19 protein-coding genes and 1 tRNA gene are annotated in these 15,740 nt (G+C 66.4%); 15 read left to right on the top strand and 5 right to left on the bottom strand.

What is annotated here, in order from left to right; all coding sequences use genetic code 11:
* The 10 genes from AX681_RS22460 to AX681_RS10455 all read left to right on the top strand — a co-directional run.
* Positions 1-193, top strand: a 193-nt coding sequence (locus AX681_RS22460; protein ID WP_231734934.1) for an Rrf2 family transcriptional regulator, incomplete at its 5' end; no start/stop codon positions are given.
* A complete protein-coding gene (gene sufB / locus AX681_RS10495) occupies positions 193-1,656 on the top strand; it encodes a Fe-S cluster assembly protein SufB (protein ID WP_066664893.1) in 1,464 nt (487 codons plus the stop codon). The genes AX681_RS22460 and sufB, both read left to right, overlap by 1 nt.
* Entirely contained in the window at positions 1,653-2,141 is a 489-nt protein-coding gene (locus tag AX681_RS10490) for a hypothetical protein (protein WP_066664895.1), read from the top strand. Before sufB ends, AX681_RS10490 begins: the two co-directional genes overlap by 4 nt.
* 141 nt (positions 2,142-2,282) lie before the next feature.
* On the top strand, positions 2,283-3,026 hold the full coding sequence (gene sufC / locus AX681_RS10485) for a Fe-S cluster assembly ATPase SufC (protein WP_066664897.1): 744 nt from the start codon (positions 2,283-2,285) through the stop codon (positions 3,024-3,026).
* Positions 3,026-3,400 carry a hypothetical protein gene (locus tag AX681_RS10480; protein WP_066664899.1) on the top strand — a complete coding sequence of 125 codons (375 nt, stop codon included), beginning with the start codon at positions 3,026-3,028 and terminating at the stop codon, positions 3,398-3,400. The genes sufC and AX681_RS10480 overlap by 1 nt, the downstream gene beginning before the upstream one ends.
* A complete protein-coding gene (locus AX681_RS10475) occupies positions 3,397-3,780 on the top strand; it encodes a hypothetical protein (RefSeq protein ID WP_066664902.1) in 384 nt (127 codons plus the stop codon). The genes AX681_RS10480 and AX681_RS10475 overlap by 4 nt, the downstream gene beginning before the upstream one ends.
* The gene (locus tag AX681_RS10470; RefSeq protein WP_066682200.1) at positions 3,777-4,922 is read left to right on the top strand and encodes a SufD family Fe-S cluster assembly protein; all 1,146 of its coding nucleotides are present in this window, start codon (positions 3,777-3,779) and stop codon (positions 4,920-4,922) included. Before AX681_RS10475 ends, AX681_RS10470 begins: the two co-directional genes overlap by 4 nt.
* 56 nt (positions 4,923-4,978) lie before the next feature.
* Positions 4,979-6,172 (top strand): cysteine desulfurase, encoded by a 1,194-nt coding sequence (locus AX681_RS10465; RefSeq protein ID WP_066655630.1) that lies wholly within the window; start codon positions 4,979-4,981, stop codon positions 6,170-6,172.
* Positions 6,169-6,633 (top strand): SUF system Fe-S cluster assembly protein, encoded by a 465-nt coding sequence (locus AX681_RS10460; RefSeq protein ID WP_066655628.1) that lies wholly within the window; start codon positions 6,169-6,171, stop codon positions 6,631-6,633. Before AX681_RS10465 ends, AX681_RS10460 begins: the two co-directional genes overlap by 4 nt.
* Positions 6,633-6,989 carry a HesB/IscA family protein gene (locus tag AX681_RS10455; protein ID WP_066655626.1) on the top strand — a complete coding sequence of 119 codons (357 nt, stop codon included), beginning with the start codon at positions 6,633-6,635 and terminating at the stop codon, positions 6,987-6,989. Before AX681_RS10460 ends, AX681_RS10455 begins: the two co-directional genes overlap by 1 nt.
* A 144-nt stretch (positions 6,990-7,133) precedes the next feature.
* On the opposite strand, the gene AX681_RS10450 is transcribed toward AX681_RS10455, so the two are convergent.
* Positions 7,134-7,553, bottom strand: a complete 420-nt coding sequence (locus tag AX681_RS10450) for a VOC family protein (RefSeq protein WP_066655744.1) — start codon at positions 7,551-7,553, stop codon at positions 7,134-7,136.
* The gene (locus AX681_RS10445; protein ID WP_066655624.1) at positions 7,553-8,548 is read right to left on the bottom strand and encodes a 2-hydroxyacid dehydrogenase; all 996 of its coding nucleotides are present in this window, start codon (positions 8,546-8,548) and stop codon (positions 7,553-7,555) included. The genes AX681_RS10450 and AX681_RS10445 overlap by 1 nt, the downstream gene beginning before the upstream one ends.
* A 98-nt stretch (positions 8,549-8,646) precedes the next feature.
* Between AX681_RS10445 and AX681_RS10440 the strand changes: the two genes are divergently transcribed.
* Positions 8,647-9,135 (top strand): SH3 domain-containing protein, encoded by a 489-nt coding sequence (locus AX681_RS10440; RefSeq protein ID WP_066655622.1) that lies wholly within the window; start codon positions 8,647-8,649, stop codon positions 9,133-9,135.
* On the opposite strand, the gene AX681_RS10435 is transcribed toward AX681_RS10440, so the two are convergent.
* Both AX681_RS10435 and AX681_RS10430 read right to left on the bottom strand, forming a co-directional pair.
* Entirely contained in the window at positions 9,132-9,818 is a 687-nt protein-coding gene (locus AX681_RS10435; protein ID WP_066655621.1) for an RlmE family RNA methyltransferase, read from the bottom strand. The genes AX681_RS10440 and AX681_RS10435 overlap by 4 nt on opposite strands.
* Positions 9,815-10,852: a Ppx/GppA phosphatase family protein gene (locus AX681_RS10430; protein ID WP_066655620.1), complete on the bottom strand. Its 1,038-nt coding sequence runs from the start codon at positions 10,850-10,852 to the stop codon at positions 9,815-9,817. The genes AX681_RS10435 and AX681_RS10430 overlap by 4 nt, the downstream gene beginning before the upstream one ends.
* A 191-nt stretch (positions 10,853-11,043) precedes the next feature.
* Here AX681_RS10430 and AX681_RS10425 point away from each other — a divergent pair.
* A tRNA-Gln gene (locus AX681_RS10425) sits at positions 11,044-11,117 on the top strand.
* Positions 11,118-11,325: 208 nt separating this feature from the next.
* Positions 11,326-13,296, top strand: a complete 1,971-nt coding sequence (locus tag AX681_RS10420; RefSeq protein WP_066655619.1) for a putative bifunctional diguanylate cyclase/phosphodiesterase — start codon at positions 11,326-11,328, stop codon at positions 13,294-13,296.
* 25 nt (positions 13,297-13,321) lie between these two features.
* Here AX681_RS10420 and AX681_RS10415 read toward each other — a convergent pair whose 3' ends face one another.
* Entirely contained in the window at positions 13,322-14,509 is a 1,188-nt protein-coding gene (locus tag AX681_RS10415; RefSeq protein WP_066655618.1) for an acetyl-CoA C-acyltransferase, read from the bottom strand.
* A 72-nt stretch (positions 14,510-14,581) separates the two neighbouring features.
* Between AX681_RS10415 and AX681_RS10410 the strand changes: the two genes are divergently transcribed.
* Positions 14,582-14,836: a hypothetical protein gene (locus AX681_RS10410; RefSeq protein WP_231733619.1), complete on the top strand. Its 255-nt coding sequence runs from the start codon at positions 14,582-14,584 to the stop codon at positions 14,834-14,836.
* Positions 14,837-14,994: 158 nt separating this feature from the next.
* Positions 14,995-15,738 carry a prepilin peptidase gene (locus AX681_RS10405; protein WP_066655616.1) on the top strand — a complete coding sequence of 248 codons (744 nt, stop codon included), beginning with the start codon at positions 14,995-14,997 and terminating at the stop codon, positions 15,736-15,738.
* The last annotated feature ends 2 nt before the right edge of the window (positions 15,739-15,740 follow it).

Below are 15,740 nucleotides of genomic sequence, written 5' to 3'. Positions count from 1 at the left end.
CCTCGCCGATATCGTCGAGGCGATCGAAGGCCCGATCGCGCTCACCGCCTGCGTCGAAACGGGCAAGCATGATTGCGCGATCCAAAGCGACTGCCGCGTGAAGCCGCACTGGAACAGCGTCAACGCATCGGTCCGCGGCGCACTTGCGAACGTCACCCTCGCCTCCCTCTCCTCCCAGTCGGTACCCGCATAATGGCCACCAAGAATGCCGAGGCGCTCGCCGCCGCCAACAAGAAATATGAGTGGGGCTTTTCCTCCGACATCGAGCAGGATTTTGCGCCCAAGGGGCTGAGCGAGGATACCGTCCGCTTCATCTCTGCCAAGAAGAACGAGCCGGAATGGATGCTCGACTGGCGCCTGAAAGCCTATCGCCACTGGCTGACGATGCCGTCGCCGGACTGGGCGAAGCTCGACATCGACCCGATCGACTATCAGGGCGCCTATTATTACGCCGAGCCCAAGGCGAAGCCGAAGCTCGGCAGCCTCGACGAGGTCGATCCCGAAATCCTGCGCGTCTATGAAAAGCTCGGCATTCCGATCGAGGAGCAAAAGGTGCTCGCCGGGGTCGAGGGCGCGCGCAAGGTCGCGGTCGACGCGGTGTTCGACAGCGTCAGCGTCGCTACCACCTTCCGCAAGGAGCTGGAGGCTGCCGGCGTCATCTTCCGTTCGATCAGCGAGGCGATCCGCGAATATCCCGAGCTGGTCCGCAGGTGGCTGGGCAAGGTCGTGCCGATGCACGACAATTACTTCGCCGCCCTCAACTGCGCCGTCTTCAGCGACGGCACCTTCGTCTACATTCCTGAGGGCGTGCGCTGCCCGATGGAGCTCTCCACCTATTTCCGCATCAATGCCGAAAATACCGGCCAGTTCGAACGCACGCTGATCGTCGCCGACAAGGGCGCGTATGTCAGCTACCTCGAAGGCTGCACCGCCCCGATGCGCGACGAGAACCAGCTCCACGCCGCCGTGGTCGAACTGGTCGCGCTCGACGATGCCGAGATCAAGTACAGCACCGTCCAGAACTGGTATCCGGGCGATGAGAACGGCAAGGGCGGCATCTATAATTTCGTGACCAAGCGCGCGCTGTGCCAGGGCCGCAACTCCAAGGTCAGCTGGACCCAGGTTGAAACCGGCAGCGCGATCACCTGGAAATACCCCAGCTGCGTGCTGAATGGCGAGAACAGCGTCGGTGAATTCTACTCGGTCGCGGTCACCAACAACCGCCAACAGGCCGATACCGGCACCAAGATGATCCACAATGGCAAGGGGTCGCGCTCGACGATCATCTCCAAGGGGATCAGCGCCGGCCGCTCGAACAACACTTATCGCGGCCTCGTCCGCGTCGCCCCGGGCGCAGAGGGCGTGCGCAACTTCACCCAGTGCGACAGCTTGCTGCTCGGCTCCGAATGCGGCGCGCACACCGTGCCCTATATCGAAGTCAGGAATCCTTCAGCCCAGATCGAGCACGAAGCGACCACGAGCAAGATCAGCGAGGACCAGATGTTCTACGCCATGCAACGCGGGCTGGATCAGGAAGCGGCGGTCGCGCTGATCGTCAACGGCTTTGCGAAAGAGGTGCTCCAGCAGCTCCCGATGGAATTCGCGGTCGAGGCGCAAAAGCTGCTCGGCATTTCGCTGGAAGGAAGCGTGGGGTGATCACCGCGCTCGCCCTTCTGGCCGTCGTGCCGCAGGACGCGACCGCCGCGCCCGAACCCGAATATGAGGAAGTGGTCATCACCGCCCGCGTCGGCCGCGTCGCGCTGGTGTTCGACCGCGCGCCCGATGGCCGCCTGATCAATTGCCGCGTATTCAAATCCTCAGGCACCAAGCGGATCGACGACGCCGCCTGCACCGCGCTGCCCGATTGCGTCACCTCGACCAAGGGACAGGAATATTGCGGCGGCACCGGCGCAGGCCTGACCGCGACCGCGCCGAAGATTCTGACGACGGAGCCCAAGCTCGGCCTTGGCGTCTCGCTCAAGCCCGAAGCGCCGAAAGTCCCCGCGGTCGGCCCGGTGGTCGGCGGCACCAAGGACGAAGACCCCAACCGCCTCGGCAAACTCCCGCCCCCGCCCAAGGACGAAAGCGGCACCCCCGCGATCACGCTCGGCGGAATGAAACCGCAGGAGGAGCCGCGGTGATCCTCACGCCATCTCCCTTCTTCCGTCATACTGAACTTGTTTCAGCATCCACCGCGCCTCTAGCGGCTCAGTCGCGAGTGGTAGGGTGGACCCTGAAACAAGTTCAGGGTGACGAACTTCAGATTTCGCACGCAGGATAACATGCTCCACATCAATAACCTCCACGCCGAAATCGACGGCAAGCCGATCCTCAAGGGCCTGACCCTCAGCCTCAACGCGGGTGAGGTTCATGCGATCATGGGCCCCAACGGCGCGGGCAAGTCCACGCTCGGCTATGTCCTCGGCGGCCGCCCGGGCTACGAAGTGACCAAGGGGAGCGTGACCTTCAACGGCACCGACCTGCTCGAACTCGAACCGCATGAGCGCGCCGCGGCCGGCCTGTTCCTGGGCTTCCAGTACCCGGTCGAAATTCCCGGCGTGTCGAACGTCCAGTTCCTGCGCGAAAGCCTGAACAGCCAGCGCCGCGCGCGCGACGAGGCCCCGCTGTCGGGCGCCGAGTTCCTGAAGCTCGCCCGCGCCCAGGCCGCCGCGCTGGAGATGGACGCGGAGATGCTCAAGCGCCCGGTCAATGTCGGCTTTTCCGGCGGCGAGAAGAAGCGCAACGAGATGGTCCAGATGGGGATCCTGAACCCCAGCCTCGCGATTCTCGACGAGACCGATTCCGGCCTCGACATCGACGCGCTGCGCATCGTCGGCGAAGGCATCAACCGCATCATGCGCGCACCCGACAAGGCGGTTCTGCTGATCACGCACTATCAGCGCCTGCTCGATTATGTGAAGCCGGACTTCGTCCACATCCTCGCCGATGGCCGCATCGTGAAGACCGGCGGCCCCGAACTCGCGCTCGAACTGGAGCGTGAGGGCTATGCGCAGGTGGCGGCGTGATGACATCCCGGCAAGGCGGGATCGCGGCGCTGCTCGGCACCAGCCTGTGGGCGTGTGGCGCGGCCATCGTCCACTTCTTCCCCTTCCTGTTTGACGGCGGCCTGAAAACCGCAGCGATGTTCGGGGTCGGCGTCATTACCAGCCTGATCACGGTCGAAATGGCACGCCGCCTCGGTAGCGCGTCCGGCGCTCCGCTGATCGCGATGATGGCGCTGGGGACCGGTGTCGCCCTGCTGCTCGACGGGATCGGCTTCGCCTTTGTGCCCGATGTCTATGCCGGGCGCAGCTTCGCCAGCCAGGCTGGCGCCGCCTTCATCATGTGGGCCGGCGGTGCCGGGCTGCTGATCGCACTGGTAACGGAGCGCAAGCGATGAGCCCACTCGTCCTCGCACTCGCGCTCCAGACCGCCGCACCGCCGCCCGCCGATGCGGTCGCGGAGGAAATCGTCGTGATCGGCGAAAAGATGAAGGCTTGGCGCGCAACGATCCGCTTCGGAAAGAAGGGCACGGAATGCACGGTCAAGGTTTCGACCGGCGACGCCGCGATCGACCGGATCGGCTGCGCCGCGATGGAGCAATGCTGGCCCGACGTCGCCGCCCGCTTCGAAGCGACGCGCGCAAAGGGTGTGACTGCCGCCGCTCGCAAGACGCAGCGCGCGGCGCTCAACACGGAACTCGGCACCTTCGTGATGGCGCGGCGTGAGGCGGCCATCGCCGAACTGGCCGATGCCCGCGTGGCGGAGAAATTGAAGTGACCCACGGACTCGTCCTCGACGCTCCCATTGCGGAGGATTGGCGCTGGTTCGACGCCGCGCCGCTCGACGCGCTGGCGGCAACGCCGCGTGCCGCCGCCCCCGATGTCGCACATCTGTGGATCGACCTGCCCGGGCCGCGCCTGTTGTTCGTCGATGGTGCATTCGTCGCCGAAGCGAGCGCCCCCGGCACGGTCGAGATTTCCGCCGCGCCGATCATGACCCGCGCCAATCCCTATTCGGAAGCGGCGTGCGCAGACGCAACCGCCGGCTATGTCCTCTACCTTAAATCGCAAGCCGCGCTCGACGGCCCGATCCAGGTGATCCATGCCACCACCGGCGGCGTCGCGCACCTGTCGAACAAGATCGTGATGCAGGCCGATGCGGTCGCTTCACTGGTCGAAACCCATATCGGCCCCGGCTGGAGCAACGCCAATCTGTGGGTCGAACTCGGCGAAGGCGCACGGTTGATGCGCGCGGTGCGCGTGCTCAAGGATGACGGCGCGCACACCGATTATGCCGATGCCACCATCGGCGCGGCGGGCAGCTTTGTCAGCACTGCGCTCGTCACCGGATGCCGCACCGCGCGGGTCGAAGCGCGGATGACGCTGACGGGTGAAGGCGCCTTTGGCGAAGCGGGGGGCGCGCTCCTGACGCGCTGCGGCGAGAAGGCCGATTCCGCGACCGTCGCCGATCATGCCGCGCCCGAGGGGACCAGCCGCCAGATCTGGCGCGCGGTCGCCGCCGACACCTCGACCGCCAGCATCGCCTCGCGCGCCGAGGTCCGCCGCGATGCGCAGAAGACCGATGGCGAACAATCGCTGCGCGGCCTGCTGCTCAAGCGCACCGCGACGGTGAATTTGAAGCCCGAGCTCGAAATCTTCGCGGATGACGTGAAGTGCGCGCACGGCGCGACCGTGGGCGAACTCGACGCCAAGGCTTTGTTCTACATGCAGTCGCGCGGCATCGCGGAGGCACAGGCCAAGGCGCTGCTCACCCGCGCCTTCGTCGCCGACGCAATCGACCGGATCGGCGACGAAGCGGTGCGCGATGCGTTCGCGGCGGACGCGGATGCCTGGCTGGAGGCGGCGCTTCAGTCCTCCTCCCGCTTGCGGGAGGGGTTAGGGGAGGGCATGTCCGCATGACCGTCCACCCGATCGAACAGGCCCTCCCCCGGCCTAACCGCCAAGCGGGAGGGGAGATGCGCCCCCTCGACGTCATCACCGATTTCCCGGCGATCCCGGCGGGCTGGGCCTATCTCGACACCGCCGCGACCTCGCAAAAGCCACGCCCCGTGATCGACGCGATCACGCGCGGCTACGCGCAGGACTATGCCACCGTGCATCGCGGCGTCTATCAGCGCTCCGCGGACATGACGCTGGCCTTTGAAGCCGCCCGCCGCCGCGTCGCCACCTTCATCGGCGGGCGCGAGGACGAGGTGGTGTTCGTGCGCGGCGCGACCGAGGGGATCAACCTTGTCGCGCAGAGCTGGGCGATCCCGAACCTTCAGCCCGGCGACCGCATCCTGCTGAGCCAGCTCGAGCATCACAGCAACATCGTGCCGTGGCAGCTGGCGGCGGAGCGCACCGGCGCAGTCATCGACGTGGTGCCGCTGACGCACGACCACCGCATCGACCTCGACGCGATGGCCGCGATGCTGACCGAGCGCCACAAGCTCCTCGCGCTGGCGCATGTCTCCAACGTCATGGGCTCGATCCTCGACGTGCAGCGCGCCACGCAGCTGGCGCACTCGGTCGGCGCAAAGATTCTGATCGACGGGTGTCAGGCGGTGCCTCGCCTCCCGGTCAACGTCGCCGAGCTGGGATGCGACTTCTACGTCTTCTCCGGCCACAAGCTCTACGGCCCGACCGGCATTGGCGTGCTGTGGGGCCGCCACGCCCTGCTCGACGCGATGCCGCCGTGGCAGGGCGGCGGGGCGATGATCGACCGGGTGACGTTCGAGAAGACGACCTACGCCCCCGCGCCAGGGCGGTTCGAGGCGGGGACCCCGCACATCATCGGCGTCACCGGGCTGCACGCCGCGATCGACTATGTCGACGGCATCGGCCTCGAGCGTATCCACGCACATGAAAGCGCGCTGGTCAAACAGGCCCGCGACGCGCTCTCGGGCCTCAACAGCGTGCGGCTGCTCGGCCCTGACGACAGTGCCGGAATCGTCAGTTTCGTCGTGGAGGGGGTGCATCCGCACGACGTCGCCACCATCTTGGACGAAGGCAATGTTGCGATCCGCGCCGGGCATCACTGCGCCCAGCCGCTGATGGACAGCCTCGGGCTGCCGGCAACCGCACGCGCCAGTTTCGGCGTCTATAATAGCGCGAGCGACATCGCCGCGCTGATCAAGGGAATCGAGCGAGTGACGAGGATCTTCGCATGAACGAAGAACGCAGGATCGAAGTCGAGGAAGTGGACGCGGTCGCGCCGCCGCCGCGCGCACGTGTGGAAGATGCGCGGGGGAGTTTCGAACGCAAGCGCGACTATCTCGAGGGCTTCCTCGCTCAGAAGCCCGCAAATGTCCCCGATGGCGAACCCGGCGGCGCGACCTATGACGCGATCATCGACGCCTTGAAGGACATTTACGACCCCGAAATCCCGGTCAACATCTACGACCTCGGCCTGATCTATAACGTCGAAGTCACCGATGCCGGCCACGCCGTGGTGACGATGACGCTCACCACCCCGCACTGCCCGGTCGCCGAATCGATGCCGGGCGAGGTCGAGCTGCGCGTCGGCGCGGTCCCGGGAGTCGGCCATGCCGAAGTCAACCTGGTCTGGGATCCGCCCTGGGACTCGACCAAGATGAGCGACGAGGCCCGGCTCGAACTGGGGATGCTGTGATGACCGAAGTCAAAACCCGCGCCCGCCCTGCCGCGATCCTGCTGACCCCGGCGTCGGAAGCGCGCATCGCCGAACTGATGGCAAAGGCACCCGAAGGCGCGATCGGCGTCAAGCTCTCGACCCCGCGCCGCGGCTGTTCGGGCCTAGCCTATTCGGTCGACTACGTCACCGCCGCCAACCCGATGGACGAGCGGATCGACACGCCCGGCGGCACCCTGTTCGTCGATGGCGGGTCGGTGCTGTACCTGATCGGATCGACCATGGACTGGGTCGAGGACGATTTCACCGCCGGGTTCGTGTTCAACAATCCGAACGCCAAAGGCGCCTGCGGCTGCGGCGAGAGCTTCACTGTCTGACGAAGCCCCCAAGTCGAACACCGCCCGCAACGCCGCCATCGCAGCGACGGTGCTGCTCGCACCCGGCGGGTTCATCCTCGGCAGCATCCTGATTGCCCGCGCGCTCAAGAAGCGGCGCGAGGCGAAGGAAGCGGACGGCGCGGATTAGACCGCGAACAGCTGCCCGATATCCTTGAATGCCTTGAACTCCAGCGCATTGCCGGCGGGGTCGAAGAAGAACATCGTCGCCTGCTCGCCGGGCAGACCTGCAAAGCGGATATGCGGTTCGATCACGAACTCGGTTCCCGCCGCCTTCACCCGATCGGCCAGCGCGTGCCATTCGTCCCAGTCGAGCACCAGCCCGAAATGCGGCACCGGCACCGCGTCGCCGTCGACCGCGTTGCGCAGCCGTACCCCGGCGCCCTCACCCTTGTGCAGCACCAGCTGATGCCCGCGCAGGTCGAAATCGATCCAGTGGCCGGGATCCTCGCGCCCCTGCGGACAGCCGAGCAGATCGCCGTAAAAGGCGCGTCCCGCCTCCAGGTCGTCGACCGGAATTGCCAGGTGAAAGCGCGGCATCGTCATCACATCCATCCTTCCAGCACCTGATCGGGCGGACGATGACCGTCAGCCCAGAAGCGAATATTGGCGATCACCTTCTCGCCGGTCGCCTGCCGTCCCTCGAAGGTCGCGGAGCCCATATGCGGCGTCATCACGACATTGGGCAAGGCCAGCAAGCGCGGATCGATCTGCGGTTCGAACCGCCACACGTCTAGCCCTGCCCCGGCAAGCCGCCCGCCCTCAAGCGCATCGACGAGCGCCGCTTCATCGACGATCCCGCCGCGCGATGCGTTGATCAGATAGACGTGGCGCCCGAGCAGCCCGATCCGCCGCGCGTCGATCAGGTCGCGGCTCTGGTCATTCAGCGGCGTGTGGATCGTCAGAATGTCGATCTCGCCCAGCATCGCGTCGAGATCGGGGTGGAAGGTCGCGCCCAGTTCCGCCTCGACCGCTTCGGGCAGACGGTGGCGGTTGTGATAATGGATCGACAGGCCGAACGCCCGTGCGCGCCGCGCCACCGCTTGGCCAATCCGGCCCATGCCGACGATGCCGAGCTTCTTTCCGCCGATGCGATGGCCCAGCATCCCGCCGGGCGACCAGCCCTTCCACTGGCCCGACCGGACCAGCTTTTCCCCCTCGGCCAGCCGGCGCGGCACCGCGAGGATCAGCGCCATCGTCATGTCGGCGGTATCCTCGGTCAGGACGCCGGGGGTATTGGTCACGACGATGCCCCGCGCCCGGGCCGCGCGCAGATCGATATGGTTCACGCCCGCGCCGAAATTGGCGATCAGCTTCAGCCGCTCCCCCGCCGCCGCAATCAGCTCGGCATCGATCGTGTCGGTGACGCTGGGGACCAGCACGTCGCAATCCTGCACCGCCGCGATCAGCGCAGCGCGGTCGATCCCCTCCTCGACCGGGTTGAGCACCGTGTCGAACAGCTCCACCATCCGCTGCTCGACCGCGTCGGGGAGCTTGCGGGTGACGATCACGCGGGGCCGGGAGACGCGCGGCTGTGCCATGCCGGTCCGCTTGGCCCCGCCGCGCGCGCCAGTCAACGGTTGATGCGGACAGCCGACCGCCCCTAAGATAGGGGCAACACGTCTTCGCGGGGGAAATAATGCAATTGCGGGTGGTTCTTGCCGCGCTGGTGACGGTCGCACTGGGGATTTGCGCGATCGGCGACGCCTGGGCGCAGCAGCGCAAGCCGCCCTATTTCGCATCGATCGCGGCGAGCAAGGCACGGATGCGCACCGGGCCGGGCCGCAACTATCCCTCCAGTTGGCTCTATGTCCGCGCCGACCTGCCGATCAAGGTGATCGAAGTCTATAACGACTGGCGCAAGGTCGAAGACCCGGACGGCACGCAGGGCTGGATGCTGGTTTCGTTGCTGTCGAGCCAGCGCACCGCGATCGTCGTCGGATCGGTGCTGGAGATGCGCGACGAGCCGCGCTTCGGCGCGCGGGTCAACTGGCGCGCGGCCCCCGGAGTAGTCGGCAAGATCAGCAAGTGCCGCCGCGGCTGGTGCTGGCTCGATGTGCGCGGACGCGGCGGCTATGTCGAACAGAACCGCATCTGGGGCACCGAACCGGGTGAGGAAGTTCCTTAAGCCTCGTCCACCGGGGTCTCCGCCCGCCCCTTGAACCCCTGCGCAACCACGAACCATTCGACCGATCCCTTGCGGCTCGATGGCGGCTTGGCGTGTTTGACGCTGGTAAAGTTGCGCTTCATTTCGGCAACCAACGCACTGTCAGCCCCGCCCGCAAACACCTTCGACACGAACGCCCCGCCCGGTGCGAGATTCCGGATCGCGAAGTCGAGCGCGGTCTCGACCAGTCCCATCGTGCGCAGCGCATCGGTCTGGGCGTGTCCGACGGTGTTCGCCGCCATGTCCGACAGGACCAGGTCGGGGGCACCGCCCAATGCTTCGACCAGCCTGTCCGGGGCGGCATCGTCGGTGAAGTCCATCTGAAAGATCGTCACCCCCTCGATCGGGTCGACCGGGAGCAGGTCGATGCCCACCACCGCCGCCTTGGGCAGCTTGCGGCGAACCACCTGCGCCCATCCGCCAGGTGCGATGCCGAGATCGACGACCCGCTTGGCACCCTTGAGCATGTCGAACTTTTCGTCGAGCTCGATCAGCTTGTAAGCCGCACGGCTGCGATAGCCCTCCGCCTTGGCGCGCTTGACATAGGGGTCGTTGAGCTGGCGTTCGAGCCAGCGGATCGACTGGCTGGTGCGCCCGCGCCCGGTACGCACGCGGGTGTGCCCGCGCGTTCCGCCGCGGCTCACAGTGTGCGTCCGTCGATCAGGCGGCGCAGGATGCCCTCGCGAATGCCGCGATCGGCGATGCCGAGCCGTTCGGCGGGCCAGATGTCCATGATCGTCTCCAATATCGCACAGCCCGCGACCACCAGGTCGGCACGCTCCGCACCGATGCACGGGATCGCCGACCGGCCCGCAAGGTCAAGTTCGGCGATGCGCTGGCTGACCGCGCGCATCGACGCGGCCGGCACGATCAGCCCGTCGACCGCATTGCGATCATAGGACGGCAGGCCGAGATGCACGCTGGCCAGCGTGGTCACCGTGCCACTGGTCCCGAGCAGTCGCGGGGTGCCGCGCACCGTCGGCAACCGCGCGACGAATGGCGCAAAGGCTTCCTCCACCGCCGCGCGCATGCGGGCGTAGGAGGTCGCGCGCGTCTCCGCATCGTGATCGCCGGTAATCCCGCGCGCCTCGGTCAGCGACACCACGCCCCATGGGGCGCTGTGCCAGTCGAGGATGCGCGGATGAATCCCGGCCGAATCGACCAGTACCAGCTCGGTCGATCCCCCGCCGATGTCGAATACCAGCGCGGGCCCGTCGCCGGGCTCCAGCAGCGCATGGCAGCCGAGCACCGCCAGCCGCGCCTCTTCCTCCGCCGTGATGATATCGAGCACGATTCCCGTCTCGCGATAGACGCGCTGGATGAATTCCGGCCCGTTCGCTGCCTGACGACACGCTTCGGTCGCGACCGAGCGCGACAGCGCGACATTGCGACGGCGCAGCTTGTCGGCGCAGATGCGCAGTGCCGCGATCGTCCGCTCGATCGCCGCGTCGGATAGCCGCCCGCTCGATGCCAGCCCCTCCCCCAGGCGCACGATCCGCGAAAATGCGTCGACCACGGTAAAGCCGCCCCCGGTGGGTCGGGCGATCAGCAAACGACAATTATTGGTGCCCAGATCCAGCGCGGCGTAATGGCGCGCCTCGGGCCAGCGCGCACGCCCCGCATTCGGGACAATGTCTGGGGCCGGGCGGGCCGGTTTCTTCGCCGGCGGGCGCGGCATCCTGGCGGAGCCATCCCCCATGCAACTACTCACTTATGTTCTTCCGTCACGGCCGGAACAGGCCGCCGGTGCTTGAGAGCCAAGCTAGCGCAACGACTTGGGGCAAGCAAGCGGCGGACCGATGGCCTCCGCAACGTTACCCTATTGACCCGGACGCCAAGCCCGCATAGATGCGCGCGCTCCGAGCGCGATGCCCTGTCGTCTAATGGTAAGACCACGGACTCTGACTCCGTTAATTGTGGTTCGAATCCACACGGGGCATCCAATTTTCCGATAAGCGCCGATGGCACGTTGCTCTGTTGCGACAGCAACGTTGCGCAGGATGCTCCGCGCTGGCCGATTCACGGTGCGCGCCGCCCGAATCCTTGGGCTCTCCGCTAAGATGTAAAGTTCCAGCCGACTGTGATCGGCGGGGCGTTCCATCCGGTCGTGTGTCGGCCCTGTACGAGGATTGAGGCAAAGCAGGCCGCCGAATGACGTTTTATCGCGCGATGAATGGATTATGGGCCATCGGCAGTTCGCCCGACCTGGTGGCTGCGCAATATCGCGCGCTGCGCAGCCAGATTCCGCTGATGTACGCGCTGATGCTCGTCGACACCGCGTTCCTTGCGGCAGCCACCTTCCATGACGTGCCCCTGGCGCTCAGCATCGGGGCCCCCATCCTTCTTGCCGTGCTGGCAACGTGCCGGGCGCTGGTCTGGCTCAAGCGTCCAGATGCCATCGAGGACAACGCAAACATCCGTCGCTACCTCCGCGGCACGGTCGTGGTGGCGGCCATCCTCAGCACCGCATTTGGCGGCTGGGGCCTGGTCCTCATGAACGTCGCAACCCCGGAACAAATGCTCGCCATCGCGCTCTACATCTTCGTCGGTGCGATCGGATGCTGCTATTGTCTTCAAGCGCTTCCGGCTGCTGCACGCATGGTCCTGCTGCTCGGCGCGGCCCCGGTTACCGTCCGCCTGCTGCTGTCGCACGACTGGTATCTGTTCGGGATCGGCATCAACTTCATCCTGGTCGCTGCGCTGATCGGCAAGATGCTGTCCCGCTATCACGATGGCTATATGGACATGCTCAACTCCCGCTCGGAAATACTGGCCGAGCAGGCGCGGGCGCAGACCGCGGAGCGCAGGGCGCAGCAGCTGGCCTATCGCGATGTGCTGACCGAACTTCCCAACCGCCGCGCGCTGATCGAACATCTTGCGGACCTGCGCCTGCTGCCATCGGGACGGGCCTTGGCGCTGCTCGTGCTCGACCTCGACCATTTCAAGGCGGTGAACGACGTCCATGGTCACCATGCCGGCGACGAACTGCTCGAACGCGTCGCCGAGTGCCTGACCGAAATCGTGGCGGATAGCGGAACAGCCTATCGCCTGGGAGGCGACGAGTTCGCCATCACGCTGGACCTGGACCGCGCCGATTCGGACGCTCCTGAGACGCTGGCGCAGCGCATCGTGAGCACGCTCGCCGCGCCGTTCTGGATCGATGGCTTGGTCCACCATATCGGCGGGAGCATCGGGATTTCGCTCTACCCGCGCGATGCCACCGACAGCGACACGCTGATGCGGCGCGCCGACATCGCGCTGTATCAGGCCAAGGCGGCCGGACGATCGCAATTCCGCATGTTCGAACGCGCCATGGATGCTGCGATCGTCCGCCGCTCGGTGCTCGAACAGGAGTTTCGCCGCGATCTCGAACAAGGCGCGTTCCGGCCCCATTATCAGCCGATCGTGCACCTCGAATCCGAAGAGATCACCGGGTTCGAAATGCTGGCGCGGTGGAAGCGCGACGATGGCACCGACGTCGGCCCTTGCGAATTCATCCCGATCGCGGAGGAATGCGGGCTGGTCGGGGAGCTGATGCTCAACCTGCTCGAACAGGCGTGTATCGACGCGACGGCCTGGGGGCCGGGCCTCACCCTGTCGATCAACGTCTCGCCAACCCAGCTCAAGGACCGGTGGCTCAGCGAAAAGATCCTGCGCGTCCTGACCAAGGCCGGGCTACCGCCCCAGCGGCTCAAGCTGGAAATCACCGAAAATGCACTGATCGCCGAACCGGCCCATGCCAAGCTGGTCGTCGAAAGCCTGAAAAATCAGGGCGTCCTGCTGGCGCTCGACGATTTCGGGACCGGCTATTCGTCGATTCAGCATCTGCGCATTCTGCCGTTCGACAATGTGAAGATCGACCGCTCTTTCATCACCGGCATCGAGCACGACGCGGAGGCGCATCGCATGGCGGTGTCGATCATCCACCTCGCCTTCAACCTGGGCCTGACGGTGGTGGCCGAGGGGGTGGAGAGCGCCGGCGTGCTGAACATCCTCAAGGAGATCGGCTGCGCCGAGGGTCAGGGCTATTTCTTTGGCCGTCCGGTCAGTCAGGCCGGAGCGCTCGCCCTGCTGGAAGGATCGCGCGAGGTCACGGACGGGAGTAAGCGCCGCGCGATCTGACGACCCGCGCGGCACCCTCGCCAGATCAGTCGATCAGTTCCAGCGCGACCGCCGTCGCCTCACCGCCGCCGATGCACAACGATGCCAGCCCGCGCTTCTGCCCGTTATTCTGCAGCGCGGCGATCAGCGTCGCCATGATCCGTGCGCCGCTCGCACCGATCGGGTGCCCCATCGCGCACGCGCCGCCATTGATGTTGAGCACGTCGTGCGGGATCGAAAGGTCGCGCATCGCGATCATCGCGACCACCGCGAATGCCTCATTCACCTCGAACAGGTCGACATCGCCGACGCCCCAGCCCGCCTTGGCCAGCGCCTTCTGCATCGCGAAGACCGGCGCGGTGGTGAAGCGGGCCGGGGCATGGGCGTGACCGGCATGCGCCACCAGCCGCGCGACCGGGGTCAGGCCCAGCCGCTCCGCCACCGACGCGCGCGTCATCACGAGTGCCGCGGCGCCGTCCGAGATGGACGAGGCATTCGCGGCGGTCACCGTGCCGTCCTTGGCAAAGGCGGGCTTGAGCGTCGGAATCTTGGCGGGATCGCCCTTGGCCGGCTGTTCATCCTGCGCGACGGTGACCACGCCCTTGCGGGTCTTCACCTCGACGGGCACGATCTCCCGGTCAAAGCCGCCCGACCGCTGCGCCGCCTGCGCGCGGGTCAGGCTGGCGATGGCATAGTCGTCCTGCGCCTCACGCGTGAACTGATACTCGGTCGCGATCTCCTCGGCATAGGTGCCCATCGCGCGACCGGGTTCATAGGCATCCTCAAGCCCGTCGAGGAACATGTGGTCGAACAGCCGGTCATGGCCGATCCGCGCGCCGTTGCGGTGCTTGAGCGACAGATACGGCGCGTTGGTCATGCTCTCCAGCCCGCCCGCGATGATCAGGTCGGCCGATCCCGCCGCCAGCGCGTCCGACGCCATGATCGCCGCCTGCATGCCCGATCCGCACATCTTGTTGACGGTCGTCGCCTCGATATGCTGCGGCAGGCCCGCGCGGATCGCCGCCTGGCGCGCTGGGGCCTGACCCAGCCCTGCCGGAAGCACGCAGCCCATATAGATGCGCTCGATCGCCTCCCCCTTCAGGCCAGCGCGCTCGACCGCTGCGCCGACCGCGGTCGCGCCCAGCTCGGTCGCGGTCACATCGGCCAGCGCGCCCTGCATGCTGCCCATCGGCGTGCGGGCATAAGAGACGATGACGACGGGATCGGTGGACATGTTGGCCTCTCCGGGAGTTTGCGTTGCGGGCGATCTAGGCTTGCGCCCCGGCAAATGCAAAAGGGAGCGACGATGGAACTGCTCGACATCCTCAAATGGTTCGCCTCGATCAGCGGCATCATCGCCGCGTTCATGGTCAGCCTCGACAATGGCCGCCGCGTGACCGGATGGGGCTTTGCGCTGTTCGTCGCGTCGAGCATCGCGTGGATCAGCGGGGCGTTGATCCAGGGCGAGGAAGCGCTGTTGTCGCAAAATGCGGTGCTGTTCGGGATCAATATCTTCGGGGTTTATCGCTATCTGATCCGCAAGAAGGCCGTCGATGGCTGAGCGCGTTTGTCACCCCGGACTTGTTCCGGGGTCCACTTCACAACAGGCGCGAGAGATGAGGGATTTGCCGAATCGTTTCCGCATGTGCCGAGATGCTTGGGATTGGGCGAGGAGTGGACCCCGGAACAAGTCCGGGGTGACGCGCATGAGGAACCTCCATGCCTGAGCCCTATTGGCCGATCCTGCTCGGCATCCTCGGTGCGGTGTTCGGCAGCTTCATCGCCACGGTCGCGATCCGCTGGCCGCAGGGGCGCAGCGCATTGCAGGGACGGTCGGCATGTGACGGCTGCGGCAAGGGGCTGGCGGCGCATGAATTGATCCCGCTGGTCAGCTTCGTGCTGCAGCGCGGGCGGTGCCAAGCGTGCGGGAACGCCATCCACCTTGCTCACCCGGCGACTGAAGCTGCGGGCCTTGCCATCGGCGTCGCCGCGGGGCTGGTTGCACCGGGATGGGAAGGCGTCGCAGGCGCGGTGTTCGGCTGGCTGCTGCTGGCACTGGCTGCGCTGGATCTTGCCGCCTTCTGGCTGCCCAATGTGCTGACCGGTGCACTCGCCCTCGCCGGCGTAGTGGACGGACTCTTCTTCGAACCCGGATGGATCGACCGCATCCTGGGCGGACTGATCGGCTTCGGCCTCCTCTACCTGGTCGCGTTCACCTATCGCCACGTGCGCAAGCGGGAAGGGCTGGGCGGGGGCGATCCCAAGCTGTTCGGGGCGATCGGCCTGTGGCTCGGCGCATCGATGCTCGCCCCCGTGCTGCTGGGCGCGAGCGTCACCGGCCTGGCCGTCGCCTCGGCGATGAAGCTGTCGGGACGCGAAATCGGGATGACGAGTCGGCTTCCACTCGGCACATTGCTTGCCATCGCCGCATTCCCGGCGTGGCTCTATTCGGTTGGAGTGTGACG

Source organism: Sphingomonas sp. CCH9-E2, assembly GCF_001557215.1.
In the GTDB taxonomy this organism is placed as follows: domain Bacteria; phylum Pseudomonadota; class Alphaproteobacteria; order Sphingomonadales; family Sphingomonadaceae; genus Sphingomonas.
This window is presented reverse-complemented; position numbering and strand designations above follow the sequence as displayed.